We start from the raw sequence: 24,946 nt of genomic DNA on the forward strand, positions 1-24,946 counted from the left end.
CAACGTGCCAGTCTATGATTTCACCTGCCCCGAACACGGCATTTTCACCGGGATCACAAGCTATCAAGACAGCCTGGCGGGGCTGTCTTGCCCGCATTGCGGCGCACGCAGCAAGGCTCTGCCCGCGTTGCCACAAATCAGCACGGTCTCAAGCGCGTTGCGCAACGCCTCGGCACGGGCCGAAGCAAGCTCATCGGAACCGCGGGTGATGAAACGCAAGCATCTGCCCAGTTGCGGCTGTGTCATGTGCAAGCAGAAACGCCCGCCCACCTCGCGGCGCTGGATGCTGGGCCAGTGCTAGCAACTGTGTCTATTCTTGGATCTTAACCTGCCAAGGGATGCCGGTTTTGATGATCGCGTTGGCGATTGTGACCAGCCTTCGTGCGATTGCGATGATGATGAGTTTGTGTGGCTTTCCGCGCTCTTTGAGACGCTTGGCGACTGGCTTGAGAACTCGATTGTGGCAGGCGGCGACGAGTGCAGCCTGAAACAGAACATGTAGCAGAGACCGTCGTCCGCCCGCAGTCGTTCTTCTGCCTTGCATCGCCCCGCTGTCGTGCGGGACTGGCGTCAAGCCCGCCATGGTAGCTCACGCCCGCTCTCAGGTCAGAATGCCATGAACCGTGCGATGAGTTCCGCATCGATCCGGTCGCTCTTCGCCCGCGTGCCCCGAGACAACGCGAAGGCCTTGGTCTGCACCGGAGGCAACTGAACGGCGGCGATTTCTACGGTAACCGCGCCATTGGCACCGCAGCTTATGCGGCTTGACTGTCGGGGACGGAGGTCATCGGCACCCAGTTCCAGGGCTGCAACTCATCGATCCTGCTAATCCTGTGATCGTGGATGCGGCCGAGAATGTCGGCGTGATCGGTCTGTTGGAAATGCTGCAGGACGAAAGCCTTCGCCCACTGATGTGCATCGTCGGCGAGCCGACGCTGATGAATGTCGTCATAGGCCACAAGGCCAAACGCTCGATGCGAGTCACCATCACCGGGCGGGGATGCCATTCCTCGCCGGCTCCGCAGGGCGTGAATGCTGTGGAATACGCCGCGCGGCTGATTGTCCGGATGCAGGATATTGCCAGCCGTCTGGCCTCGGCGGGTGGGCAGGATCTTGATTACGATATCCCCCACAGCACTGCGCATACGGGTGTTGTCAAAGGTGGCACGGCACTGAACATCGTGCCGGACAGCTGTGTATTTGACTGTGAGTTCCGCGTCTTGCCCAACGAAAATGCCGATGCGCTGGTGCAGGAACTGCGCGACGGCGCAGATGAGCTTGTGCCACAGATGCAGCGGATTGCACCGAAAGCCGGCATCGAAATCGAAGTCTTTGCCCAGTTCCCGGGGCTGGACACCCCGCTCGATGCTGATGTGGCGGCCCTGACAGAGCGGCTGACCGGATTGGGTTGCGCAACCGGGCTGCCCCGCCAGCGCAGCATGTTCGGAGCGCGCGGTTCGGGGCGTGCGGATCGGGATTTGCCGTCAGACCATCCGCCCCAGCAGGTCCAGACATTGCTTCAACTGGGCCATCTCGACGAATTCATCGGCAATATGGGCGCAATTTGCATTGCCCGGTCCGCAGACGATCACCTCGAAACCGGCCTGCTGGATAATGCCTGCCTCTGTGCCATAAGGGACGGTCGAGGGGGCATTCGCGCCGCAGGCCGACAGGATCTCGGCCAGAAATGCGCTGTCCGCAACCGGCAGCAAGGCGGGGAAGAACGCCTCGCGCGTCAGTTTGACGATGATTTCATCCGCGACATTGCGCCCGCAACAGGTCAGACTGGCAAGGCGCGCATCGAATGCGGCAACCAGATCGTCAGCCTCATCGCCGGGCATCAGCCGCGCATCCCATTGAAAGCGGCAGCTTTCAGCCACCGTGTTGTTGGAAGTGCCGCCCGAAATCGTGCCGACAGTATGGGTGCTGAAATTCGGCACATAGGGACCGGTCGCATCTGCTGCGGCGGCATTGGCCTGCATCACTTCGTCCAGCCAGTTGACCAGCTGCGCGGCAACCGTGATCGCGCTGATGCCCTGATCGGCCATGCTGGCATGGATGGGGCGACCCGTCACCTCGACCAGAAAGGTCACTGCACCCTTGTGCTGATTGGCCACCTGCATCTGCGTCGGTTCGCCCACGATCACCCTGCGCACCGGTGGAAGATGAGCGGTCGCATGCTGCACAAGACTTTCAACCGATCGGCAGGTGCTTTCCTCATCCGCTGACAGGAACAGATGAATGGGTCGGTCCAGCCGCGCGCCTGCCCGCGCGGTCATCAATGTCAGGGCGCAGGCGACAAAGCCCTTCATATCGGTTGTGCCGCGACCAAACAGCCGCTCGCCCTCACGCCGCAGCGTGAAGGGATCGCCAGTCCAGATCTGGCCCTCGGTGCTGACCACATCCAGATGACCCGAAAGCACCAGCCCCCCCGCGACATCCGGCCCAACCGAGGCGACGATTCCATTTTCCCCATTGATCGGCGAGGGCACGATCTGCACCCGCGCACCATGTTTCTTCAGCAGTTCACTGACATGGGCGACGATCTGGGCATTGCGCTGTCCCGGCACACTGGGGATGGCGACCAGATTCGCTAGCTTGGCGATCGCTTGCGTCAACATGTCCATGGCGGTTCTTTCGTGTCTCTGTCGAATGCGCAACTGCGATCACAGATTTTCACGCCGTGCAAGAGGATTTTCGACACCCGGCGCGCTTGATCTTCGCCGTCCTTCTGGCACAAGCTTTCGCGCAGACCTACGGTTGCTGCGGATGAGAAGGAGGCCCCATGACTGCCACGGCACCCAAAGCCGAAACGGATCCCGAAAGCCTGAGCGCCTCCATCTATGCCGAACTACGTGTCAGGTTGATCACCGGCGCATTGAAACCCGCCGAGGCCGTGTCGATCCGCAAGCTTGCCGACAGTTTCGGCGTCTCGGCCATGCCGGTGCGAGAGGCGCTGCGGCAACTGGCCTCGGAAGGGGCACTGAACTCCGCAGCGCGCAAGGCCTATCGCGTGCCGGACCTGACCGCGCAACAGGCGTCGGACCTGTTTTTCGTTCGCGGCGTTCTGGAAGGCGCTGCTGCCGAGATCGCCGCCACGCGGATCACAGCCAATACACTGACAAGGCTGGAAAAATATGTCGTCAAAATGGAAAATCTGTGGAAGGCGCGCGATGCCACGGGATTTTTGCTGGCCAACTACAAATTCCACAGCACCATCTATCAATGCAGCGGCAACAGCGCACTGGCACTGAGCATTGACCGTCTTTACGTGCAAACCGGCCCCTGGCTGGCACATGGCATAATCAATCTGGTGAATCCCGACAATTGGCTGGGAGAGCATACACCGATCATCGAAGCCCTGCGCAAGGGTGACGCCAAAACGGCCCGCCAACTGATGGAAGAGGACGCTTTCTGGGGCGTCGAACTGTATCGCCACACGGCCTGACGCAACCCGCGCCAACTCGGCCAGGCCATGCGCAAAATCCGGGCAGGGAAACCCTGTCCGGCAGCAAGGCTGTTTTCGCGCAGCAAAAATCATCGCCTTCATCCAAAAATCCTTTTGCCCCCAGCGAAATCACATGCTAGCAAAACTGTGATCACAGTTATACGAACCCGGAGCAAGCAATGAACGCCTTTTCCAGACAGGACGCCCAGGGGCTGCGCCAGCATCTGACCGAGTTGACATCCCGCGAGACGGACGAAGCCTTTGGCATGCCGCCGAATTTCTACACCTCAGAAGAATTTCATGAGCTTGAGAAGGAACAGATCTTCCGCAAGGAATGGGTCTGCATCGGCCATGTCGGGGAAATCCCCAATCCCGGCGATTTCATCACCACCGAACTGATCGGCGAACAGCTTCTGGTCGCGCGTGACGACGAGGGCGAGATCAATGTTCTGTCCAATGTCTGCCGCCATCGCGGCAATCTGGTCGCCAATGAAGCCAGTGGCAACCGCCGCAGCTTTGTCTGCCCCTATCACGCCTGGACCTACAAGCGCGACGGCACACTGAAGACCGCACCGCTGATGAAAAAGGCCAAGGCATTCGATGCCGCCAAATGCAGCCTGCCCAAGCTGAAAACCGAAATCTGGAACAATTTCATCTTCGTCAATCTGGACGGATCGGCCGAACCTCTGGCCCCGCAACTGGCGACGCTGGATGGCATCCTGCACAATTATCACCATGAATTGCGCAATCTGCTGTTCAAGGATGAGGCCGTCTGGGGAACGAACTGGAAGAACCTCACCGAGAACTTCATGGAAGGCTATCACCTGTTCGCCACCCATCCCAAGACCCTGCAGCCGATGACCCCGACCCAGCTGTGCCGCAAGGTTCCGGGCGAAGGGCGCTGGACGGCCTATCGCTCCTATTATGACCCCGAGTTCCCGCCGCGCGGCCCCTTCCATGAGGACATGACCGAGGATGAACAACGCAACAGTGTGCTGTTCAATATCTTCCCCAGCTTCGTGGTTGCCGTTGCGGCCAATTACACGCTGTTCCTGTGCCTGCGCCCCAATGGAGCCGGTCAGGTCGCGATCCGCTGGGGTGTCTGCGGGCTGAAGACGGATCCGCTTGATCCCGAGGTCGTCGCCTATGTCGATCTTTGCAAGGCTTTCAACGCCGAGGACCGCGAAAAGCTGGAAACCCTGCAAGCGGCACAGAATACCCGCTATTTCTCGGGCGGCCCGCTGGCACCGGACGATCTGGAAGGCACGATCTGGGATTTCCTGAAATATATGGAGAGCCGTCTGGGCGTTAAGCGCGAAGCCATCGCCGCCGAATAGGAACCGAACAGCACGGCATCCCGCGCGCCCGATCTCCCGGGCGCGCGGCTTTTATTTCAATAGCGATTTCAGAACCGTTTCGGGCGCAGCAATGACCTCGGGCGCCGGAGATTTCCCCGCCTCGATCAGCCGTTTTCCGATCATGTAGTCGCGCGGGGCATTCATTGCATCCACCGCCAGCAGATGTGCGCCATTGTAATACCAATGCGAGACCGATCCCGGCCTGTCACCGGCCCGGACGATGACATTGTCATAGCCTGAATTCAGACCGGCGATCTGCAATTTGACATCATATTGATCCGACCAGAACCATGGCTTCGCGACATAGGGCGCATCAGCCCCCATGATATTCGCCGCCACCGCTTCGGCCTGATCGATCGCATTGGGCACGCTTTCCAGTCGCACCCGCGTCTTACCCATCGGGAATGACGCGCAATCGCCAGCCGCCCAGACATGGGGCGCCGAACACCGCCCGAAGGCATCGGTGCTGATGCCATTCTCCAGCGCCACACCGGCCTGATCAGCCAGCGCGGTATTGGGGCGGATGCCGATACCGGTAATGACGAAATCGACATCAAGGGTCTGACCATCACTCAGTTCGGCCTGCCTCACATGGCCTTCTCCGGTCAGCCTGGACAGGCCGATGCCTTCAAGGATGCGCACACCATGGCCTTCATGCAGCGCCCGGAAGAAGTCCGAGGTCTGCGGGGCCGCAACCCGCTGCAGGATCCGATCCGCCATCTCGACGACAGTGACATCCAATCCCAGCTTCGCAGCAACCGCTGCCGCCTCCAGCCCGATATAGCCGCCCCCGACGATCAGCACGCGCTGCCCCTGACGGAAATTCGGGGCCATGGAGTCAATATCGGCAAGCGTGCGCACGCAGAAAACCCCGGCCAGATCGCCGCCAATGGCCGCCGGCAGGCGGATGGGGGACGAGCCGGTGGTCAAAACCAGCTCGTCAAAAGACATGTCTTCACCGCCGATCGACAGACGGCGCGCCGCGGGGTCGATCGCTGTCACCTTCTCGCCAAGGCGCAAAGTGACATTGGCCTCGTCATAGCTGGCCTGCGGCTTCAGAAACAGGCGTTCGCGCTCCATCTCGCCCAGCAGATAGGCCTTGGACAGCGGCGGTCGTTGATAAGGCAAGGCGGGCTCGTCGCCGATCACTGTGATCGGCCCTGAATGCCCAAGCGCGCGCAGCTTGAAGACCAGCGCGCTTGCGGCCTGCCCCGCCCCGACAACAGCGATATGCGTCATGCCGGTTCTCCTTCGTACAGAAATACCCAGGCGATCAATATTCGATCACGGCGCGGATCGACTTGCCTTCATGCATCAACTCGAAGCCGTGGTTGATCTCTTCCAGCTTCAGCTTGTGCGTGATCATCGGGTCGATCTCGATCTTGCCGTTCATGTACCAATCAACGAATTTCGGAACATCCGTGCGCCCTTTCGCGCCACCGAATGCCGTGCCTTTCCAGACGCGACCGGTGACAAGCTGGAACGGACGGGTCGAAATCTCGGCGCCCGCAGCGGCCACGCCGATGATGACCGACACGCCCCAGCCACGGTGCGAACATTCCAGCGCATCGCGCATCACATTGACGTTGCCGGTCGCGTCAAAGGAATAATCCACGCCGCCGATCTGGTCCGCACCCTTCCTGGTGAGGTTGACGATCTCTTCGACCACCGTGCCGTCGATCTTCGACGGATTCACGAAATGGGTCATGCCGAACTTGCGGGCCATCTCGGCCTTGTCGTCATTCAGGTCCACACCGATGATCATATCGGCACCGGCCATGCGCAGACCCTGAATGACATTGAGACCAATGCCGCCCAGACCGAACACCGCCGCAGTCGAACCGATCTCGACGCCCGCCGTGTTGATCACCGCACCAATGCCCGTGGTCACACCGCAGCCGATGTAGCAGATCTTGTCAAAGGGCGCATCCTCGCGCACCTTCGCCAGCGCGATCTCCGGCATCACCGTGTGGTTCGCAAAGGTGGAACAGCCCATGTAGTGATAGATCGGCGTGCCATCGAGCATCTTGAACCGCGTGGTGCCATCGGGCATCAGGCCCTGACCCTGCGTGTTGCGAATGGCGGTGCACAGGTTGGTCTTGCCCGACAGGCAAGAGGGACATTCGCGACATTCCGGCGTATACAGCGGAATGACATGATCTCCGGGTTTCAGCGTGGTGACGCCTTCGCCCACTTCCAGCACGACACCCGCGCCCTCATGGCCGAGGATACAGGGGAAAATCCCTTCGGGATCGGCGCCCGAGCGGGTGAATTCATCCGTGTGGCACAGGCCGGTGGCCTTCACTTCAATCAGAACTTCACCCTTTTTCGGGGCTTCCAGTTCCACTTCCATGATTTCAAGCGGCTTTCCTGCCTCTAGGGCGACGGCGGCGCGGGTTCTCATTCCGGATCTCCTTGGGATTTTTTGTATAGACTTATTTGGTATTTGTGTGGAAAATAATCGCCGGGGCAACCGTGGTCAAGCGCGCCGCAACAAAAACCGGGGGAATTGAGCCATGCAAATTCTGAAACACAGCGAACTTGTCGAAACGCCATGGAAGAACGGCGGCGGCATCACCCGTCATATCGCCAGGGGCATGGGCGCGACCAAGGCGGCCTGGACGATCAGCCGCGCCGATGTGGCGGGTGACGGACCATTTTCCGATTTCAGCGGCATGATGCGGGTGCTGACCGTGGTGTCGGACGGAGTGATGGCCCTGGAAAGTCCGGTCGGAACGCTGCGCGCCGAGCCATGGAAGCCCCTGCATTTCGATGGTGGCTGGCAGATCCACTCTCGTCTGCTCGATGGACCGCTGACCGATCTCAACCTGATGTTTGATCCCCAGTTCTGCGAGGGTGAGGTTCTGACCCGGCAAGGCCCGCTGGCGCGGCAGATCAGCCGCCCCGCCCCTGGCATCCTTGCCTTTCACATCCTTTCGGGCGCGCCGCGGATCAATGGCAAGGAACTGATCAGGGGCGACAGCGCAATCTTCGGCGATGCCGACGCAGAGATCCGGCTGGACCGGGACGACGCCCTGCTGGAACTCCGCGTCAGCTATCTGGATCACAGCGAAGCCATCAGGCTCTGCATCGCGGAGCGATAGGCGGCCACGATCTCGTCGCGACGGATGTGGCGGCCCGATTGCACGGCGTGCCGCCCGGCTGACCACAGGTCGGTGACCACGTCATCCTTGGCGGCAAAGACCAGCCCGTCCAGAATCTGATCCTGACGCAGGGCGCAAAGGGCAGGCGCATTGCTGTCTATGGCGACCAGATCGGCCAGTTCGCCAACCGCGATTTCACCCGCGCCACGTCCCAGCGCCTGCGCGCCACCGCGCGCCGCGCCGCTATACAGCGTGTCCCCGACCGAGCCTTCCTCGACCACCATCACGTTGCGGGCGATGTCGCGCAAACGCTGCGAATATTCCAGGGTGCGCAATTCTTCGGTCATCGAGATCAGCACATTTGAATCCGAACCGACACCAAAGGCCCCGCCGGCAGCCAGATAGGCGGGACCATTGAACGGCCCGTCGCCCAGATTGGCCTCGGTCACCGGGCACAGACCAGCCACTGCGCCCGATTGTGCCATGGCCCGCGTTTCCTCGGGCGTCATATGGGTCGCATGGATCAGGCACCAGTCGCGCGTCACATCGACATTCTCCAGCAGCCATTCAACCGGCCGCGCCCCCAGCCATGCCGAGATATCGGCGACTTCCCTGGGCTGTTCGGCAATATGGATATGCACCGGACCACCCTGATGCGCAGCCAGCACCGCAGCCAGATCCTCGGGCGATGTGGCGCGCAGCGAATGCGGTGCGATGCCGACGCGGCAATCTTCGGGCAGTTCGCCAACGACCTGCCTTGCCCGTGCCACCAGTTCATTGAAGCGCCCGACCGAATTGCCGAACCGCGCCTGACCGGCCTGCAGATCCTGCCGACCCGCGCCGCCATAGCTGTAAAGCACCGGCAGATGCGTCAGCCCGATCCCGGTCTGACCCGCAGCCGAGGCGATCCGGGCCGAGAGTTCGCCCAGATCATCATAGGGCGCGCCGCCGGGCTGATGGTGCAGATAGTGGAACTCTCCGACGCTGGCATAGCCCGCCTCCTGCATCTCCAGAAAGACCAATGCGGCAATCGCCTCGACATGTTCGGGCGTCAGATTGGCGGTAAAGCGATACATCAGATCGCGCCACGTCCAGAAGCTGTCCTTGCCCGCCATGCGGTATTCGGTCATCCCGGCCATCGCCCGCTGAAAGCTGTGGCTGTGCAGATTGGACAGCGCCGGCAACAGGGTATCCACGACAGTGTCCGATGGCTGATGCGGCTGGTCCGTTTCGATCTTTCGGACCCGGCCATCGGCAAGCTCCAGGCGGACATTTCTGGCCCAGCCGGTCGAAAGTCTGGCTTGTTTTGCAAAAATCATTTGGCACCCTCGCAATTTTATGTGTAGACATAAATCACATTATCACATACTAGAAAAGTGAAATCTGGCGACTGGTGAGCAGAAATGACCGAAAACAGCACGCTTCTTTTGGATTTGACCGCCGCGACCATGGTCGAATCACCCAATCCCTACGGCCTGATCGAAGATGCGGCGATTGCGGTCGTGGATGGCATGATTGCCTGGGTCGGCCCGCGCGTCGATCTGCCGGCAAGCTTCGAATCACTGCCGCGCAACAGCCTGGGCGGACGGCTTGTGACCCCCGGCCTGATCGACTGCCACACCCATATCGTTCATGGCGGCGACCGCGCCGTCGAATTCGAGATGCGGCTGAACGGAGCCAGCTATGAAGAGGTCGCGCGCGCCGGAGGCGGAATCGTCTCGACCGTCAAGGCCACCCGCGCCGCCACCGAGGACGAACTGCTGACACAGGCCCTGCGCCGGGTCGATGTGCTGATCGCCGAGGGCGTGACCAGCATCGAGGTCAAATCCGGCTATGGGCTGGATATCGAGACCGAGTTGCGCATGCTGCGTGTCGCCCGCGCCATCATGGCCAACCGCCCGATCCGCGTCATGACCACCTTCCTTGGCGCCCATGCCACCCCGGCGGAATACGCCGGGCGCAACGACGCCTATATCGACGAGGTCTGCATTCCGGCCCTGCGCGCCGCCCATGCCGAGGGTCTGGTCGATGCCGTGGACGGTTTCTGCGAGGGCATCGCCTTCCAACCCGACCAGATCGCCCGTGTCTTCGACGTGGCGCGGGAACTGGGACTGCCGGTCAAGCTGCATGCCGAACAGCTGTCCAATCTTGGCGGAGCCAGACTGGCGGCCAGCTATGGTGCACTGTCGGCGGACCACATCGAATATCTGGACGAAGATGGCGTCAAGGCGATGGCCGAGTCTGGCACCGTGGCCGTCATTCTGCCCGGCGCCTTCTATACGCTGCGCGAGACGCAGGCCCCGCCGATCGATCTGCTGCGCAAGCATGGCGTGCCGATGGCGCTGGCGACGGACCTCAACCCCGGCACATCGCCGCTGAACTCGCTGCTGCTGACGCTGAACATGGGCTGCACCCTGTTCCGCATGACGCCCGAAGAGGCCCTGCGCGGCGCCACCCAGCATGCTGCCCGCGCCCTTGGCCTGACGGATACCGGCACCATCGCCGCAGGCCAGCGGGCCGAACTGGCGGTCTGGGACATCCGGCACCCTGCCGAACTGGCCTATCGCATCGGCTTCAACCCCCTTCATTCCCGTATTTTCGGAGGCAAATCGTGACCACTCTTACCCTGACCCCCGGCGCAGTCACCCTGGATGCTCTGGCCGAAATTTACTGGAATGAGGCCTCGGTGCGGCTTGATCCCGCCTGCCATGCCGATATCGAGCTGGCCCATTCGCGCATTGCCAAGGCTGTTGCCGGAACCGATGCCGTCTATGGCGTCAATACCGGCTTTGGCAAGCTGGCCTCGGTCAAGATCGAATCCGGGGATACGGCCACGCTGCAGCGCAACCTGATCCTGTCGCATTGCTGCGGCGTCGGACCGGCGATCTCGCGCCGCCATGCGCGGCTGGTCATGGCGCTGAAACTGCTCAGCCTGGGGCGCGGCGCATCAGGCGTGCGTCTTGAGGTCGTGCAGTTGATCGAAGCCATGCTGGACAAGGGCGTGACCCCGGTCATCCCGGCGCAGGGCTCGGTCGGGGCCTCGGGCGACCTCGCGCCGCTGGCGCATATGGCTGCAGTGATGATGGGCCATGGCGAGGCAGAATTCGGCGGCAAGGTCATGCCCGGAGGCAAGGCCCTGGCCGCTGCCGGCCTGACCCCCGTCGAACTGGGGCCCAAAGAGGGTCTGGCGCTGATCAATGGCACCCAGTTCTCGACTGCCTTCGCGCTGGCCGGGCTGTTCGGTGCATGGCGCGCGGCGCATTCCTCGCTGGTCACATCGGCCCTGTCCACGGATGCCATCATGGGCTCGACCGCACCCCTGCAGCCCGAGATCCACAGCCTGCGCGGGCACGCCGGGCAGATCGAGGCAGGCGCAACGATGCGCGCGCTGCTGTCGGGATCGCAGATTCGCGAAAGCCATATCGTCGACGACGCCCGCGTTCAGGACCCCTATTGCATCCGTTGCCAGCCGCAGGTGACCGGGGCGGCCATGGATGTGCTGCGCATGGCCGCACGCACGCTGGAGACAGAGGCCAATGCCGCCACAGACAACCCGCTGGTGCTGATCGATGCCGATGTCATCGTTTCGGGCGGGAATTTCCACGCCGAACCGGTCGGATTTGCCGCCGACATGATCGCGCTGGCCATCGCCGAGATCGGCGCCATCGCGCAGCGCCGTGTGGCCCTGATCGTCGATCCCGTGCTCAGCTTCAACCTGCCGCCCTTCCTGACGCCCAATCCGGGTCTGAACAGCGGCTATATGATCGCCGAGGTCACGACCGCCGCACTGATGAGCGAGAACAAGCATCTGGCCAATCCCTGCGTCACCGACAGCACGCCGACCTCGGCCAATCAGGAAGATCATGTGTCCATGGCCGCCCATGGCGCGCGTCGTCTGGGGCAGATGGTCGGCAATCTCAACCGCATCCTGGGCGTCGAATTGCTCTGCGCGGCGCAGGGGATCGATTTCCGCGCGCCGCTGGCGACCAGCGAGACCCTGCAACGCGTCGTGACGCGGGTGCGTCAGGATGTGGCGACCATGGGCGAGGACCGTTATCTGGCACCCGATCTGGAGTGTGCCGCCAGCATGATTGCCTCGGGCGATATCGTCACCGCAGCGGGCATCGACATGCCGGAGTTGGCGGCATGAACCCGGTCGAGATCAATCGGGGCGACAGCCCCATCGTGCTGGGCCTGCCCCATACCGGAACCCATGTCCCCGACGATGTCATGGCCAATCTGAACCCGCGCGGGCGTGGGCTGGATGACACAGACTGGCATATCCATCAGCTGTATGACGGTCTGTTGCCCGGCGTCACCACGGTGCGGGCGACCTTTCACCGCTATGTGGTGGATGCCAATCGCGATCCCTCGGGTGCTTCGCTCTATCCGGGGCAGAACACCACGGGGCTGGTGCCACTGACCGATTTCGACGGTCAGGACATCTGGACCACCCCGCCCACCGAGGCCGAGATCGAGGCACGCCGTCAGGCGTTCCACGCGCCCTATCACGCCGCCCTTCAGGCGGAACTGGAACGCGTGCGCGACCTGCATGGCATTGCGATCCTGTATGACTGCCACTCGATCCGCTCGAAGATTCCCTTCCTCTTCGAGGGCACCCTGCCCGATTTCAACATCGGCACCAATCTGGGCACCACCTGCGCGCCCGAAATCGAGGCCGCCACGCAAGAGATCTGCGCCGCCGCCAGCGGCTACAGCACGATCACCAACGGGCGCTTCAAGGGTGGCTGGACCACCCGCCATTACGGCCGCCCCGCCGAGGGCCTGCATGCCATCCAGATGGAACTGGCCCAAAGCACCTATCTGACCGATGAAGCCGCGCCCTGGGACTATGATCAGGCCAAGGCCGCGCGTCTTCGCCCCCATCTGACAACCATCCTGACGAAACTGGCCGAACTGGCCCCGACATTGAAAGGCAAATCATGAGCGATCCGCGCAAGAACACCCGTGACGTTTTTCCCGCAACCGGCACCGAACTGACGGCAAAAAGCTGGCTGACCGAAGCGCCGCTGCGGATGCTGATGAACAACCTGCATCCCGATGTGGCCGAGAACCCGCATGAGTTGGTGGTCTATGGCGGCATCGGACGCGCCGCGCGCACCTGGAAGGATTTCGATACCATCGTCGACTCGCTGCGGGCGCTGGAAGAGGATCAGACCCTGCTGGTGCAATCGGGCAAACCGGTCGGTGTCTTCCAGACCCACAAGGACGCCCCGCGCGTGCTGATCGCCAATTCGAACCTCGTGCCGCATTGGGCCACCTGGGACCATTTCAACGAACTCGACAAGAAAGGTCTGGCGATGTACGGCCAGATGACGGCGGGTTCGTGGATCTATATCGGCAGCCAGGGCATCGTTCAGGGCACCTATGAAACCTTTGTCGAGGCTGGCCGCCAGCATTACAATGGCGACCTGAAGGGCAAATGGATCCTGACCGGCGGCCTTGGCGGCATGGGCGGCGCCCAGCCTCTGGCGGCGGTGATGGCCGGGGCCTGCTGCCTGGCCGTGGAATGCAATCCCGACAGCATCGATTTCCGTCTGCGCACCAAATATGTGGACGAAAAGGCCGAAACGCTTGATGAAGCGCTGGAGATGATCAACCGCTGGACCGCCGCCGGAGAGGCAAAATCGGTCGCCCTGCTGGGCAATGCGGCAGATGTCTTTCCCGAGCTGGTGAAACGCGGCATCCACCCCGATATCGTCACCGACCAGACCTCTGCCCATGACCCGATCAACGGCTATCTGCCGCAGGGCTGGACCATGGCGCAGTGGAAGGAAAAACGCGAAACCGCGCCGAAAGAGGTCGAAAAGGCCGCCCGCGCCAGCATGAAGGTGCAGGTCAAGGCGATGGTCGATTTCCATGCCGCTGGTATCCCCACGGTCGATTACGGCAACAATATCCGCCAGATGGCGCTGGAAGAAGGGCTGGAGAACGCCTTTGACTTCCCCGGTTTCGTGCCCGCCTATATCCGCCCGCTGTTCTGCCGCGGCATCGGCCCCTTCCGTTGGGCGGCGCTGTCGGGCGACCCCGAGGATATCTACAAGACCGATGCCAAGGTGAAAGAGATCCTGTCCGAGGACAAGCATCTGCACAACTGGCTGGACATGGCGCGCGAGCGGATTTCCTTCCAGGGCCTGCCGGCGCGGATCTGCTGGGTCGGACTGGGCGTGCGCCACAAGCTGGGCCTTGCCTTCAACGAAATGGTCCGCAATGGCGAGCTGAGCGCCCCCATCGTGATCGGCCGCGACCATCTGGACTCCGGTTCGGTGGCCTCGCCCAACCGCGAGACTGAATCCATGAAGGACGGGTCCGATGCCGTGTCCGACTGGCCGCTGCTGAACGCGCTGCTGAACACCGCTTCGGGTGCGACCTGGGTATCGCTGCATCATGGCGGCGGTGTCGGCATGGGCTTTTCTCAGCATTCCGGCATGGTCATCTGCTGCGATGGCTCCGAGGACGCCGACCGGCGCATCGCGCGGGTGCTGTGGAACGATCCGGCCACCGGCGTCATGCGTCATGCGGATGCAGGCTATGAAATCGCGCAGGACTGCGCGCGCGAAAACGGGCTGAACCTGCCCGGCATCCTGTAAGAGACAGAGCCGGCCGCCGGAATTGCCGGCGGCCCGCTTTCATCCATCAACGCCGCATCAAGACCTGACCGCATCAAGGCCGGGCCGGATCAATACTGGGTCGTCAGCCGATGCCCGGGGCGATAGGTCAGCCGCACATAGGTGACGGCCTTGCCTTCCCACCAGGTCGAGCGCTCGATGGTAAAGACCGGATCCCCGATCGCGCAGGCCAGATAATCAGTCAACCGCTGATCCGCCAGCTCGGCAGACAGGCTGATCTCGACCTTGGAAAAGGGCACCGTCGCCAGCAGCCATTCGCTAGGCCGGTCCTGAGTGAAGTCGATCTCTTCCGCCTGTGGCAGCGCGTCCAGATTGATCCAGCGATCTTCATGTTCATAGGGCACGCTGTCAGCGTAATGCATGCAGACCAGATGCAGTGCCATGCCCTCGGGCCGCAGGTTCAGACGCGCGCGCAGCCAGTCTGGCGCAGGTTCGACCGAACGCTTGACCAGCGAATAGCGATAGGCCGCGCCCCTTTCCTCGATTTCGTCCCGAACGACCGGAATGTCGAAACGCGCCTGGCGGATCGGGGTCATGCGCACGCGCGTCCCCGCCTTGCGGCGACGTTCGATAATGCCGTCGTCGGCAAGCTCTCGCATGGCGCGGTTCACCGTCGCGCGCGCACAGCCATAGGTCGCCGCCAGATCCACCTCATTGGGGACAAGATCACCCGGCCCCCATTCGCCCTTGGTGATCTTTGACAGCAGATCGGCCTTCACGTCTTTATAGGTGGCTTTCATAAACTGACCCGTCATTAGGCGTTAAGACTATTTTATCGTCATATACAGCAGATGTAATCGCGCCCCAAGCCGACGAAGCCCGTCTTTGCAAAAGCCAGACTAAACAATCGCACAGCGGGGCTGCACTTGACCTGATGCGCTTCTTCCACGCATCCTTGTATAAATCTAGACATAATGCAATCTGCGAAGACAAAAGTGGCGACCATGAATCCCATACTGACTATCGTGCTCAAACGTTTGCTGATTGGCCTGCTGACTTTGTGGCTTGTCACGATCATCATCTTCGGTGCAATCGAACTGTTACCCGGAGATATCGCCACGGAAAAACTGGGTCAGGCGGCGACCGAGGAAAGCCTTGCCGCCTTTCGCGAACAGTTCAATCTGAACGGCCCCGTCTATCAGCGCTATCTGTCATGGCTGGCGGGCGCGGTAACCGGCGATTTCGGCGTGTCACTGGCCAACCAGCGCCCGATTTCCGAGGTCATCGGCCAACGCACCGCCAATACCTTCTTCCTTGCGGGCTATGCGGCGGCCATCTCGGTTCCGATCTCGATCATCGCCGGGATGATGGCGGCACTTTACAACGGATCCTGGTTTGATCGCCTGCTGTCCAGCACGACGCTGGCGGCAATTTCCTTCCCGGAGTTCTTCGTCGCCTATATCCTGATCCTGATCTTCGCGGTCGGCCTCGGCTGGTTTCCCAGCCTTGCCAATATAGATGCCAACGCCAGCCTGGGCGAGCGATTGTACAGCACCTTCCTGCCGGCAATGACGCTGACGCTGATTGTTCTGGCCTACATGATGCGCATGACGCGGGCCGCGATCCTGAACCTGCTGGCCCTGCCCTATATCGAGATGGCCCACCTCAAGGGCATCAAACGCTGGCGCGTCATCGCCGTTCACGCCCTGCCCAACGCGCTGGCCCCGATCATCAATGTGATCGCATTGAATCTGGCCTATCTGATCGTCGGGGTGGTGCTGGTCGAGGTGGTCTTCGTCTATCCCGGCCTGGGTCAGGTGCTGGTCGATGCGGTCTCCAACCGCGATGTGACGGTCGTGCAGGCTGCCTGCCTGATCTTTGCCGCGACCTATATCCTGCTGAACCTGCTGGCGGATATCCTGTCCATCGTTGTCAATCCCCGCCTTCTGCACCCGAGATAACCCATGCACAAACTGTCTCTTCAACTTCGCGACGCCCCCGTCTCTGCATGGATCGGCATGTTCATCGTCGCCTTCTACGCGGTGCTGGCCATTGGCGCGCCCCTCTTTGCGCCCTTTCCCGAAAGCGCTTCGGTGGGCGCACAGTATCAGCCCTGGGTCGCGCCCCATTACCTGGGCACCGATGCCCTGGGTCGTGATGTGCTGTCCCGCCTGATCTATGGCGCGCGCAACACGGTCGGCATCGCGCTGGTCACGACCGCGCTGGCCTTTGCGCTTGGCGCCAGTTTCGGGCTGCTGGCCGCCACGATCGGCGGCTGGTTCGACGCCATCAGTTCGCGCGTCGTGGATATCCTGATGGCAATCCCGCCGCTGATCTTTGCGCTGCTGATCCTGACCATCACGGGAACCTCGGTCACGGCGCTGATCCTTGTGATCGCCGTGCTGGACAGCACGCGGGTCTTCCGCCTGGCGCGGGCCGTGGCGCAGGGCGTGCTGACAATGGATTACATCGAGGTCGCCCGGATGCGTGGCGAAGGCCTGTTCTGGCTGATCCGCAAGGAGGTGCTGCCCAATACCGCCGCGCCGCTGATCGCGGAATTCGGCCTGCGCTTCTGCTTTGTCTTCCTGTTCATCTCGGCGCTGTCTTTCCTCGGGCTGGGTATCCAGCCCCCGACCGCGGATTGGGGCGGCATGGTGCGCGAAAGCGCCAAGCTGATCGCCTTCGCGAATTTCTCGACGTGGCAAACCGCGACCTTCGGCCTTGCGCCGCTGTTGCCCGCCGGTGCCATCGCATTGCTGACAATCGGTGTGAACCTTGTGGTTGACTGGGTTCTGCACATGTCCTCTGGCCTGAAGGAATAGCCCATGTCCGATCTTTTGCTGGATATGAAGAACATCGCGATCGAGGGTCGCTCGGACAGGCAATGGAAACCCATCATCAAAGGCGTCGACCTGGGCCTGAAACGGGGCGAGATCCTGGGCCTGATCGGCGAAAGCGGCGCGGGCAAATCCACGCTGGGACTGGCCGCCATGGGCTATACCAAGGGCGGATGCCGGATCAGCGGCGGCAGCATTTCCTTTGACGGGCAAGAGCTTGTCGGCGCCTCTGAAGAAGCCCTGCGCCAGCTGCGCGGCAAGCGCATCGCCTATGTCGCGCAATCGGCGGCAGCGGCCTTCAACCCGGCCTTCAAGCTGATCAATCAATATTGCGAAGGGCCTGTCCAGCACGGCGTCATGTCACGCGCCGAGGCCCAGTCCGACGCGATCGAGCTGTATCGCAAGATCCGCCTGCCCAATCCCGACAGCATCGGCTTCCGCTATCCCCATCAGGTTTCTGGCGGACAGTTGCAGCGGGCGATGACGGCGATGGCCATGGCCTGCCGTCCCGATCTGATCATCTTTGACGAACCCACCACCGCGCTGGACGTGACCACCCAGATCGAGGTTCTTGCCGCGATCCGCGACATCGTGCGCGAATACAACACCGCCGCCATCTATATCACCCACGATCTGGCGGTTGTCGCGCAGATGGCCGATCGCATCAAGGTGCTGCTGTGCGGCCAAGAGGTCGAGGATGCCCCGGCGCGCGAAATGCTGGCCAATCCGCAGCAGGAATACACCAAATCGCTTTGGGCCGTGCGCGATTTCCGTCGCGAACCCCGCCCCCCGCGCGAGGGCGGCGAGTGCACGCTGCTGTCAGTGCGCAATGTTCACGCCTCTTATGGCATCGTGAAAGTGCTCAACAATATCAACCTGGATATCAAGCGCGGCAGCACCGTGGCCGTGGTCGGCGAAAGCGGGTCGGGAAAATCGACGCTGGCGCGGGCGATCATGGGGCTGCTGCCGCCCACCGATGGCGAAATCCTCTATGACGGGACGCCCCTGAACAAAGTCGGGCGAAAACGCTCGCGCGGGTTGCAGCGTCATTTGCAAATGATCCACCAGATGGCCGATACGGCCCTGAACCCCAAGCAGCGCATCCGCGAAATCATCGGCCGTCCACTGACCTTTTTCCTTGGCCTGAAAGGCGCAGAGAAAGAGGCCCGCATCCGCGAATTGCTGACGCTGATTGAATTGGATCCTGATGAATTCATGGACCGTTTGCCCTCGGAACTGTCAGGGGGGCAGAAACAGCGCATCTGCATTGCCCGAGCCCTTGCGGCCGAGCCCGATTTCATCATCTGTGATGAGGTCACATCGGCGCTGGACCAACTGGTGGCCGAGGGCATCCTGCGGCTGCTGGACCGGCTGCAAAAGGAACTGGATCTGACCTATCTGTTCATCACCCATGACATCGCCACCGTGCGCTCGATCGCCGATGATGTGGTGGTCATGCAGAATGGCGTCATCGTCGAACAGGGCACGAAGGACGCGATCTTCACGCCGCCGCATGCGCCCTACACCGAGTTGCTGCTGTCCTCGGTCCCGGAAATGGACCCGGACTGGCTGACGCAGCTCTTGCAGGAACGCGCAAATCCGGCGGCGAAGCAGCAGACCGCCTGAGACGCCGCCGGCCCGACATGGCAAGGCCCGCCCGTTTCAGGGGCGGACCTTCATGGCCCTTTCATGGCGACAGCAGGAAATCATCTTCGACAAACGACATGTTGTCCGCAACCTTGATGGAGAAATCCACCCCTCCATCCGCCGCAACGGGCGCGCCGCCCAACGGCCGGGGCAGCTCTTTGAAAGAAATGGACAAGATCGCACGTCCGATGCAGGGTCGAGGTCAGGATGAATTGCCCGAAGCTTTTCGGCGAAAGTCTCATCTCCCGAGACCCTGCCCACCAGACCGCCGAAATCCACGCCAGCATCGCCATCATGAACCGCTGCACGGCCTTCGGAAGGGCCGGGGCCGTCGCCTGAACTCGGGTGGAAGCGGTCGCAGCCGGGTCAAGGCCTGATTTGCGCACCATCGTCACTTGCAGAGCAGCGCCCATCTCATTACCTAGCGAATAGTTACCTAGGTAATGAAAGTATCATCATGTCCCTTTCTTTGCGCAAACAGTTCCTGCCAGCCGTCATCGGACTGCATCGCGAAATCCGCAAACGGTTCAACCTGCGCGCAGCCGCGCTGGACATGACCTATGCGCGGGCCGAAGCGCTGGTCGCGATCTCGGCAAATGAGGGGATCACGCAGGCCGAGTTGGCCGAGCGCCTTGATATCCGCACGCCCTCCATGACCAGAACGCTGGATCACCTGGAGAAACAGGGGCTGATCGAGCGGCGCGCCGTTTCCGGCGACAAGCGCATGCGATCCCTGTTCCTGACCGACAAGGCCCATTCGCAGGCCAGCCGTGTCGTGGGCTTCATCGAGGAACTGCGGCGCGAACTCTATCGCGATATCGACCCCGAGGATCTTCAGAAGGCCCTGAATGTCATCAGGCACCTGCAGCGAAATCTGGACCGGATGAACGGCTGATGTCCGCCAATGGCACGCAGACGGCCGGGGCCATGCCACCGGCAGACAACCGGGTGCAGACCACCGCGGTCTATATGTTCGCCGCCGCCTTCATTGCCCTGTCGCAATCGCTGGGACAGGGGTTCCTGTCCGCGAATATCTCGACCCTGGCCGGAGAACTTGGCGCCTCGGTCAGCGACACCACATGGTTGATGGTGGCCTTCATGGCACCTCGGGCCGCGCTTCCGCTGATGCTGACCAAGGTGCGCATGCAATATGGTCTGCGCCGCTTTGCCGAGGTCTCTATCGTGGTCTATGCGGCGGTGGCAGGCATAAGCCTGTTCGCCACCGATCTGCGCTCGGCCCTGTTGGTGGAACTGTTGTCGGGAATCTCCGCTGCGCCGCTGTCCACTCTGGCCTTCATGTATATGCTGGAGCCCCTGTCGCAGCAGAACAAGCTGCGCGTCGGCCTGCCGCTTGCGATGACCTTTATTTCGCTGGGGACGCCGCTCGGGCGGGCGCTATCACCCTATCTGCTGGAAAATGGCAGCTGGAACAACCTGCTGGTCATCAAGCTGGGCATGTCGATGACCTGCCTGGCACTTGTCTTCCGCCTGCCCCTGGCCTCGGCCGAAAGGATGAAGGTGATCGGTGGGCTGGATCTGATCAGCTTTTCGCTGATTGCCGCGTCATTTTTCGGATTTGTCGCCTGTTTCACCACGGGGGCGATCTATTGGTGGACCGATGCGCCATGGATGGGCGTCGTCCTGGCGGCAGCGATCGCCGCACTGGTGACGGCCTTCGTGATCGAATTGCAGCGCAAGGCCCCGCTGGTCGATGTGCGCTGGCTGATGACCCCGGCCATGCTGCAGTTCACCGCCGCGCTTTTCGTGTTCAGGATCATTCTCAGCGAACAGGCCAGTGGTGCGCCGGGGCTGTTTCAGGCCCTGGGCTATTCCCCGATCCAGATGGCCCCGCTGTTCTGGATCATCTCGGCCGCGACGCTGGCGGGGGGACTTGTCTGCTGCCTTGTGCTGAGCCCGCCGCATGTGCCCCTGGTCCATCTGCTTGCCCTGGGTCTGATTGCTTTTGGCGCCAATCTGGATGCCGGCGCAAACCCGCAGATTGCCCCATCGAGCATGTATCTGAGCCAGGCAATCATCGGCTTTGCGGGCATGCTGTATCTGCCCTCGGCCATGGCGGTCGGACTGATGTCTGCGCTGCAGCGCGGCCCGCAATACATCCTCAGCTTCATCATCATCTTCCTGTCCAGCCAGATCCTTGGCGCGACGATCGGCAGCGGATTGTTCCGAACGCTGATTTCGATGCGCACCACGGCCCATGCCCAATGGCTGAAGGAACAACTGGCCACCGGTGACGCAATGGTTACACAACAGCTGCAACAGATCGCCGCGACCCTGTCGCACAGCATGACGGATGCCACGCTGCTGCAAAGCCGGGCTGCCGCGCAGCTTGGAAGCACCGTGGCACAACAGGCAACCATTGCCGCTTACAACGATGTGTTTCACCTGATCTCGCTGCTGGCGCTTGGCGCGGCGGCGGTTCTGATGGGGCATATCCTGCTTGTCACAATGCGCAAACGGATGGCCCGGGCGCCATCGGTTCCCGCGCAATGAGAGGTCCGAGATGACGTCGTTCAAACACCATTTCCCGACAGCCGCCATCCTTCTGACCGGCATCGCAGGGGTTCTGGCCGTTCTCTTTGCATGGCAATTGCCGCCATTCGGCAGCACGGAAATCCGCACCGACAATGCCTATTTGCGCGGCAATGTCACCACATTGTCGCCGCAGGTGTCGGGCTATGTGACCAGGGTGCGGGTGCAGGATTTCCAGCAGGTCGAGGAAGGTGACATCCTCGTAGAACTGGATGACAGGACCGCACGGCAGTCGCTCGCCCAGGCGCAGTCTTCCCTTGCAGCGGCCAAGGCCAGGCTGGCCTCGAACGCGCAAAGCATACGCTCGGCCGAGGCTGTCCTGCAGTCACGCAAGGCAGCGCTGGGATCGGCAGAGGCCACGCTGGACAAGGCCCGTGCCAATGCACAACGTCAGGCGAAGCTGAAGGAAAAGGGGTTCATCTCGACCTCGGAAAGCGAGGACAGCACATTGTCGCTGCGCCAGGCAGAAACTGCATTGATCGCAGCCCAGAGCAATGTCGCCGTCGCCCGAGAGGATGTCGAAGCCCTGAAGATCAATATCGACTTGCTGAACGCGCAACTGGCCAGCGCCAAGGCCTCGGTAGAGCTTGCCCGGATCAATCTTGAACATTGCATTGTCCGTGCCCCCCACAAGGGCAGGTTGGGCCAGATCGGAGTGAAACCGGGTCAATATGTGTCGGCGGGAACCTCTCTGATGTCCCTTGTCGCGCCCGAAACCTGGGTCATCGCCAATATCAACGAGGGCGAACTGGCGGATCTGAGGGTGGATCAACCGGTCAGCTTCACGGTCGACGCCCTGCACCACCAGCGCTTTCACGGCCATGTCGCGCAGATCTCTCCGGCCACGGCTTCGGAATACAGCGTTCTGGGCAATTCGACCGCGACGGGGAATTTCACCAAGATTGCGCAACGCCTGCCGGTGAAGATCGAAATCGACCCCGATCAGCCCGACCGCGACCGCCTGGCGCCGGGAATGTCGGTGGTTCTGCATGCGCCGCGCCTTGCATCGCGCTGATGGACGCCCCCCGGTCGTGTTGACCGGGAGCCGTCAGGGCTGTTCTGCCGCACCGGGCAAGAGGCCCTCTGGCAGCAGGCAGATCGGTTGGTCCGGTCAGAGGTCCAGCACGACCGGTCCCTTGGGGCGCGAGCAGCAGATCAGCACCTGACCGGCCTCGGGCTCCATCAACGGGTCTTCGAAATATTCGACCTCCCCCGAGATCAACCCGCATTTGCAAGAATTGCAGATGCCGGCACGACAGACGAATTCCGGCTCCAACCCGGCATTTTCAGCCAGTTCCAGCAGCGATTCCGCCGAGTCATCCCAGGCCGCAGTGACATTTGACCTGCGAAAGGTCACCTCGCCCGCCGCGGTAGCAGCGACCGCCGCGGGCGGTTCCGAGGGCTCATCGGCCGAGGCCCAGGCGTCCGGATTGGTCAGGAAGGTCAGCGCCTGAATGGTCGGTGCCGCACGTGAGGCCGCACGAGAGGTCACCGGCTGCGCGGCCAATGTCTCCAGTGAAGCCGATTTCCCGAAGAACTCATAGGAAATCCGTGCCTTGGGCACCCCCAGTTCCTGCAAGAGCTGATACATCGCGACCATGAAGGGCGTCGGGCCGCAGATATAGGCCTCGTAATCGCCAATGGGCAGATGCTTGCGCAGGAATTCCCTGTCGATCACCCCCTCGGCGTCAAACGACCCCTTCTTGCGGTCCGCCTCGCTGGGGTTGTGATAGACGAAAAGCGGCGTGATCCGCGCGTTCGCACAGGCCATCACCTCGTCGCGCAGGGCATGGACATTGCCGTTCTCGCAGGCATGCAGGAAATGGACCTCGCGATCCGTTTCCCGCAGACGGTGCAGCATCGAGACCATGGGCGTCAGCCCTACCCCGCCCGACAACAGCAGAACCGGCCGCGTGCTGTTCTCGTCCAGAACAAAGCTGCCGCGTGGCGCGGCAAGCTGGATCGTATCGCCCTTGTTCACCTGGTCATGCAACCAGCACGACCCGACCCCATCCGGCGCGCCATTCACACCTGCCTCGCGCTTGACGGTGATGCGGTAGTGGCGCGTTTCCGATGGATCGGAAGAGACCGAATAGGTCTTGAGAACCGGCCCGTCACGGCCCGGCACCTGCAGGGTGACATATTGACCCGGCTTTACCGGCCAGAGCGGCGCATCATCGGTGGGCTCCAGGCAGAACGAGGTGATGATCTCGCTCTCGGTGACCTTCTCGGCGACGCGAAATTCACGAAACCCCTGCGCCATGTCACTGACTCATCTTGGCATCGACCATCGCCTCTTCGGCGATCATGGCCTCCAGTTGCCGCCGGAAACGCAACTGGCCCGCATCAATCGCCAGATCGATATGGGGCGACGTCTTCTCGGTCATGCCGATCTGCACCTCGTTCAGCACCGCCCGGTCTTCCTCGAAGGCATGACGAACGTCTTCGCTCATCATCCTGGACAGTTCTTCGTCATCGGGCCGGATGTTGCGCAGCTGGAACCAGTAGTAGCGCGTCTCGTTCTCGGTCGTCGGAGTCATGAAGTTATAGCTGTCCATGACAAAGGTCTTTTCATGCAGCGTGCCATCGACGCCGCCGGTCCCTGCCGGGGTGAACACGGCGCGGATCAGCGCATGGCTGGGATAGCGGACCTCGTAATGCTGAAGACGGTCGCAGTTGCCTTCGAATTCGACAATCTTCTTGTAGAAGGGTGCAGGCTCGTGATCCATCATCCAGCGATGCACGATCACCCCGGTATCTGTCTTGGTCACGCGCAGCGGCGTGTCCTTGGTGGCATCGGCAGCGAAAGAGCTTTCATGCACCCATGCGACATGAGTGGGATCCAGAAGGTTGTCACACATCAACAGATAGTTGCATTTCAACTCCATCGCGGCACCGCGATTGATGCCCCATTCCGGGCTGTCGAAATTCGGAATATCGATGATGTCCTCGGGGTCGGCGATGGCGGCATTGCCCATCCAGATCCAGACCAGACCATATTTCTCGTGCACCGGATAGGGGCGCACGCGGGCCGCCGAAGGAATCCGGCCGCCGCCGGGTGCCCAGACGCATTGCCCCGCACAATCGAAGGTCAGCCCGTGATAGCCGCATTCGACATTGTTGTCCTTGATCCGACCCTTGGACAGGGGCAGCTTGCGATGCGGACAGGCATCCTCCATCGCGATCACTTCGCCTTCATCATTGCGGAACATGCAGATCTTTTCGCCCAGCACCTTGACCTGCTGCAGCGTGTTGACGATCTCGTCGCTCCAGGCGGCGACATACCATGCATTTTTCAGAAACATATGACTTCCTAGCTGACGTGATATCTTGGGCTGAGATGACCCAAGGTTACGTCAGCAGGATTGCCAAAAAAAACCGACCTTCTGGCCGCTTATCGTTTAGCCATGCT

At 61.7% G+C, this 24,946-nt stretch carries 22 protein-coding genes and 2 pseudogenes; 16 read left to right on the plus strand and 8 right to left on the minus strand.

What is annotated here, in order from left to right:
- Nucleotides 1–4 precede the first annotated feature (4 nt).
- Nucleotides 5–301: a hypothetical protein gene (locus JHW44_RS15495; protein WP_089344263.1), complete on the plus strand. Its 297-nt coding sequence runs from the start codon at nt 5–7 to the stop codon at nt 299–301.
- A 9-nt stretch (nt 302–310) separates the two neighbouring features.
- On the opposite strand, the gene JHW44_RS15500 is transcribed toward JHW44_RS15495, so the two are convergent.
- On the minus strand, nt 311–583 hold the full coding sequence (locus JHW44_RS15500) for a transposase (RefSeq protein ID WP_218822570.1): 273 nt from the start codon (nt 581–583) through the stop codon (nt 311–313).
- Between the two features lie 391 nt (nt 584–974).
- On the opposite strand from JHW44_RS15500, the pseudogene JHW44_RS20490 reads away from it, so the two are divergent.
- A pseudogene (locus tag JHW44_RS20490) lies at nt 975–1,226 on the plus strand (peptidase dimerization domain-containing protein); the annotation flags it as partial.
- A 258-nt stretch (nt 1,227–1,484) separates the two neighbouring features.
- On the opposite strand, the gene argE reads toward JHW44_RS20490, so the two are convergent.
- Nucleotides 1,485–2,627, minus strand: a complete 1,143-nt coding sequence (gene argE / locus JHW44_RS15510; protein ID WP_089344264.1) for an acetylornithine deacetylase — start codon at nt 2,625–2,627, stop codon at nt 1,485–1,487.
- 158 nt (nt 2,628–2,785) lie between these two features.
- Here argE and JHW44_RS15515 point away from each other — a divergent pair, with 158 nt between their 5' ends.
- Both JHW44_RS15515 and JHW44_RS15520 read left to right on the plus strand, forming a co-directional pair.
- Nucleotides 2,786–3,448 carry a GntR family transcriptional regulator gene (locus JHW44_RS15515; RefSeq protein WP_089344265.1) on the plus strand — a complete coding sequence of 221 codons (663 nt, stop codon included), beginning with the start codon at nt 2,786–2,788 and terminating at the stop codon, nt 3,446–3,448.
- Between the two features lie 179 nt (nt 3,449–3,627).
- Nucleotides 3,628–4,785, plus strand: coding sequence for an aromatic ring-hydroxylating oxygenase subunit alpha (locus JHW44_RS15520; protein ID WP_089344266.1), 1,158 nt, complete (start codon nt 3,628–3,630; stop codon nt 4,783–4,785).
- Between the two features lie 51 nt (nt 4,786–4,836).
- Here the strand turns inward: JHW44_RS15520 and JHW44_RS15525 are convergent, their stop codons facing one another.
- Together JHW44_RS15525 and JHW44_RS15530 are read right to left on the minus strand one after the other, a co-directional pair.
- The gene (locus JHW44_RS15525) at nt 4,837–6,045 is read right to left on the minus strand and encodes an NAD(P)/FAD-dependent oxidoreductase (protein WP_089344267.1); all 1,209 of its coding nucleotides are present in this window, start codon (nt 6,043–6,045) and stop codon (nt 4,837–4,839) included.
- 34 nt (nt 6,046–6,079) lie between these two features.
- Entirely contained in the window at nt 6,080–7,210 is a 1,131-nt protein-coding gene (locus tag JHW44_RS15530; protein ID WP_089344268.1) for an S-(hydroxymethyl)glutathione dehydrogenase/class III alcohol dehydrogenase, read from the minus strand.
- Nucleotides 7,211–7,322: 112 nt separating this feature from the next.
- Here JHW44_RS15530 and JHW44_RS15535 point away from each other — a divergent pair, with 112 nt between their 5' ends.
- Nucleotides 7,323–7,910 carry a HutD/Ves family protein gene (locus JHW44_RS15535; protein ID WP_089344269.1) on the plus strand — a complete coding sequence of 196 codons (588 nt, stop codon included), beginning with the start codon at nt 7,323–7,325 and terminating at the stop codon, nt 7,908–7,910.
- Here JHW44_RS15535 and JHW44_RS15540 read toward each other — a convergent pair.
- Entirely contained in the window at nt 7,871–9,229 is a 1,359-nt protein-coding gene (locus tag JHW44_RS15540; protein WP_089344270.1) for a formimidoylglutamate deiminase, read from the minus strand. The genes JHW44_RS15535 and JHW44_RS15540 overlap by 40 nt on opposite strands.
- A gap of 84 nt (nt 9,230–9,313) precedes the next feature.
- Between JHW44_RS15540 and hutI the strand changes: the two genes are divergently transcribed.
- Genes hutI through hutU form a run of 4 tightly spaced genes read left to right on the plus strand, consistent with a single transcriptional unit; the run spans nt 9,314 to nt 14,521 of the window.
- Nucleotides 9,314–10,525 (plus strand): imidazolonepropionase, encoded by a 1,212-nt coding sequence (gene hutI / locus JHW44_RS15545; RefSeq protein WP_089344271.1) that lies wholly within the window; start codon nt 9,314–9,316, stop codon nt 10,523–10,525.
- Nucleotides 10,522–12,060, plus strand: coding sequence for a histidine ammonia-lyase (gene hutH / locus JHW44_RS15550; protein WP_089344272.1), 1,539 nt, complete (start codon nt 10,522–10,524; stop codon nt 12,058–12,060). The genes hutI and hutH overlap by 4 nt, the downstream gene beginning before the upstream one ends.
- The gene (gene hutG / locus JHW44_RS15555) at nt 12,057–12,857 is read left to right on the plus strand and encodes an N-formylglutamate deformylase (RefSeq protein WP_089344273.1); all 801 of its coding nucleotides are present in this window, start codon (nt 12,057–12,059) and stop codon (nt 12,855–12,857) included. The genes hutH and hutG overlap by 4 nt, the downstream gene beginning before the upstream one ends.
- The gene (hutU, locus tag JHW44_RS15560; RefSeq protein ID WP_089344274.1) at nt 12,854–14,521 is read left to right on the plus strand and encodes a urocanate hydratase; all 1,668 of its coding nucleotides are present in this window, start codon (nt 12,854–12,856) and stop codon (nt 14,519–14,521) included. The genes hutG and hutU overlap by 4 nt, the downstream gene beginning before the upstream one ends.
- An 89-nt stretch (nt 14,522–14,610) precedes the next feature.
- Here hutU and JHW44_RS15565 read toward each other — a convergent pair whose 3' ends face one another.
- On the minus strand, nt 14,611–15,300 hold the full coding sequence (locus JHW44_RS15565; RefSeq protein WP_089344275.1) for a UTRA domain-containing protein: 690 nt from the start codon (nt 15,298–15,300) through the stop codon (nt 14,611–14,613).
- A gap of 204 nt (nt 15,301–15,504) precedes the next feature.
- On the opposite strand from JHW44_RS15565, the gene JHW44_RS15570 reads away from it, so the two are divergent.
- From JHW44_RS15570 to JHW44_RS15600, 7 genes and pseudogenes are all read left to right on the plus strand, one after another.
- On the plus strand, nt 15,505–16,461 hold the full coding sequence (locus JHW44_RS15570; RefSeq protein WP_089344276.1) for an ABC transporter permease: 957 nt from the start codon (nt 15,505–15,507) through the stop codon (nt 16,459–16,461).
- 3 nt (nt 16,462–16,464) lie between these two features.
- On the plus strand, nt 16,465–17,322 hold the full coding sequence (locus JHW44_RS15575) for an ABC transporter permease (RefSeq protein WP_089344277.1): 858 nt from the start codon (nt 16,465–16,467) through the stop codon (nt 17,320–17,322).
- Between the two features lie 3 nt (nt 17,323–17,325).
- Nucleotides 17,326–18,963, plus strand: coding sequence for an ABC transporter ATP-binding protein (locus tag JHW44_RS15580; protein WP_089344278.1), 1,638 nt, complete (start codon nt 17,326–17,328; stop codon nt 18,961–18,963).
- Nucleotides 18,964–19,146: 183 nt separating this feature from the next.
- Nucleotides 19,147–19,323: pseudogene (locus JHW44_RS15585) on the plus strand (IS5/IS1182 family transposase); the annotation flags it as partial.
- 118 nt (nt 19,324–19,441) lie between these two features.
- Nucleotides 19,442–19,879 (plus strand): MarR family winged helix-turn-helix transcriptional regulator, encoded by a 438-nt coding sequence (locus JHW44_RS15590; RefSeq protein WP_089344279.1) that lies wholly within the window; start codon nt 19,442–19,444, stop codon nt 19,877–19,879.
- Entirely contained in the window at nt 19,879–21,495 is a 1,617-nt protein-coding gene (locus JHW44_RS15595; RefSeq protein WP_089344280.1) for an MFS transporter, read from the plus strand. The genes JHW44_RS15590 and JHW44_RS15595 overlap by 1 nt, the downstream gene beginning before the upstream one ends.
- Nucleotides 21,496–21,505: 10 nt before the next feature.
- Nucleotides 21,506–22,549 (plus strand): HlyD family secretion protein, encoded by a 1,044-nt coding sequence (locus JHW44_RS15600; protein WP_089344281.1) that lies wholly within the window; start codon nt 21,506–21,508, stop codon nt 22,547–22,549.
- A gap of 96 nt (nt 22,550–22,645) precedes the next feature.
- Here the strand turns inward: JHW44_RS15600 and JHW44_RS15605 are convergent, their stop codons facing one another.
- Both JHW44_RS15605 and JHW44_RS15610 read right to left on the minus strand, forming a co-directional pair.
- On the minus strand, nt 22,646–23,797 hold the full coding sequence (locus JHW44_RS15605; RefSeq protein ID WP_089344282.1) for a 2Fe-2S iron-sulfur cluster-binding protein: 1,152 nt from the start codon (nt 23,795–23,797) through the stop codon (nt 22,646–22,648).
- Nucleotide 23,798: 1 nt separating this feature from the next.
- The gene (locus JHW44_RS15610; protein ID WP_089344283.1) at nt 23,799–24,839 is read right to left on the minus strand and encodes an aromatic ring-hydroxylating dioxygenase subunit alpha; all 1,041 of its coding nucleotides are present in this window, start codon (nt 24,837–24,839) and stop codon (nt 23,799–23,801) included.
- Nucleotides 24,840–24,946 lie beyond the last annotated feature (107 nt).

Origin of the sequence: Paracoccus seriniphilus (genome assembly GCF_028553745.1) — a bacterium.
GTDB lineage: Bacteria > Pseudomonadota > Alphaproteobacteria > Rhodobacterales > Rhodobacteraceae > Paracoccus > Paracoccus seriniphilus.

Coding starts and splice junctions, on each gene's coding strand:
- JHW44_RS15570 (WP_089344276.1), top strand. CDS start 15,505: ATGAATCCCATACTGACTATCGTGCTCAAACGTTTGCTGATTGGCCTG.
- JHW44_RS15590 (WP_089344279.1), top strand. CDS start 19,442: ATGTCCCTTTCTTTGCGCAAACAGTTCCTGCCAGCCGTCATCGGACTG.
- JHW44_RS15565 (WP_089344275.1), bottom strand. CDS start 15,300: ATGAAAGCCACCTATAAAGACGTGAAGGCCGATCTGCTGTCAAAGATC.
- JHW44_RS15515 (WP_089344265.1), top strand. CDS start 2,786: ATGACTGCCACGGCACCCAAAGCCGAAACGGATCCCGAAAGCCTGAGC.
- JHW44_RS15500 (WP_218822570.1), bottom strand. CDS start 583: ATGGCGGGCTTGACGCCAGTCCCGCACGACAGCGGGGCGATGCAAGGC.
- JHW44_RS15580 (WP_089344278.1), top strand. CDS start 17,326: ATGTCCGATCTTTTGCTGGATATGAAGAACATCGCGATCGAGGGTCGC.
- JHW44_RS15605 (WP_089344282.1), bottom strand. CDS start 23,797: ATGGCGCAGGGGTTTCGTGAATTTCGCGTCGCCGAGAAGGTCACCGAG.
- hutI (WP_089344271.1), top strand. CDS start 9,314: ATGACCGAAAACAGCACGCTTCTTTTGGATTTGACCGCCGCGACCATG.
- argE (WP_089344264.1), bottom strand. CDS start 2,627: ATGGACATGTTGACGCAAGCGATCGCCAAGCTAGCGAATCTGGTCGCC.
- JHW44_RS15535 (WP_089344269.1), top strand. CDS start 7,323: ATGCAAATTCTGAAACACAGCGAACTTGTCGAAACGCCATGGAAGAAC.
- JHW44_RS15610 (WP_089344283.1), bottom strand. CDS start 24,839: ATGTTTCTGAAAAATGCATGGTATGTCGCCGCCTGGAGCGACGAGATC.
- hutG (WP_089344273.1), top strand. CDS start 12,057: ATGAACCCGGTCGAGATCAATCGGGGCGACAGCCCCATCGTGCTGGGC.
- hutU (WP_089344274.1), top strand. CDS start 12,854: ATGAGCGATCCGCGCAAGAACACCCGTGACGTTTTTCCCGCAACCGGC.
- JHW44_RS15575 (WP_089344277.1), top strand. CDS start 16,465: ATGCACAAACTGTCTCTTCAACTTCGCGACGCCCCCGTCTCTGCATGG.
- JHW44_RS15525 (WP_089344267.1), bottom strand. CDS start 6,045: ATGACGCATATCGCTGTTGTCGGGGCGGGGCAGGCCGCAAGCGCGCTG.
- JHW44_RS15595 (WP_089344280.1), top strand. CDS start 19,879: ATGTCCGCCAATGGCACGCAGACGGCCGGGGCCATGCCACCGGCAGAC.
- JHW44_RS15600 (WP_089344281.1), top strand. CDS start 21,506: ATGACGTCGTTCAAACACCATTTCCCGACAGCCGCCATCCTTCTGACC.
- JHW44_RS15530 (WP_089344268.1), bottom strand. CDS start 7,210: ATGAGAACCCGCGCCGCCGTCGCCCTAGAGGCAGGAAAGCCGCTTGAA.
- JHW44_RS15540 (WP_089344270.1), bottom strand. CDS start 9,229: ATGATTTTTGCAAAACAAGCCAGACTTTCGACCGGCTGGGCCAGAAAT.
- JHW44_RS15520 (WP_089344266.1), top strand. CDS start 3,628: ATGAACGCCTTTTCCAGACAGGACGCCCAGGGGCTGCGCCAGCATCTG.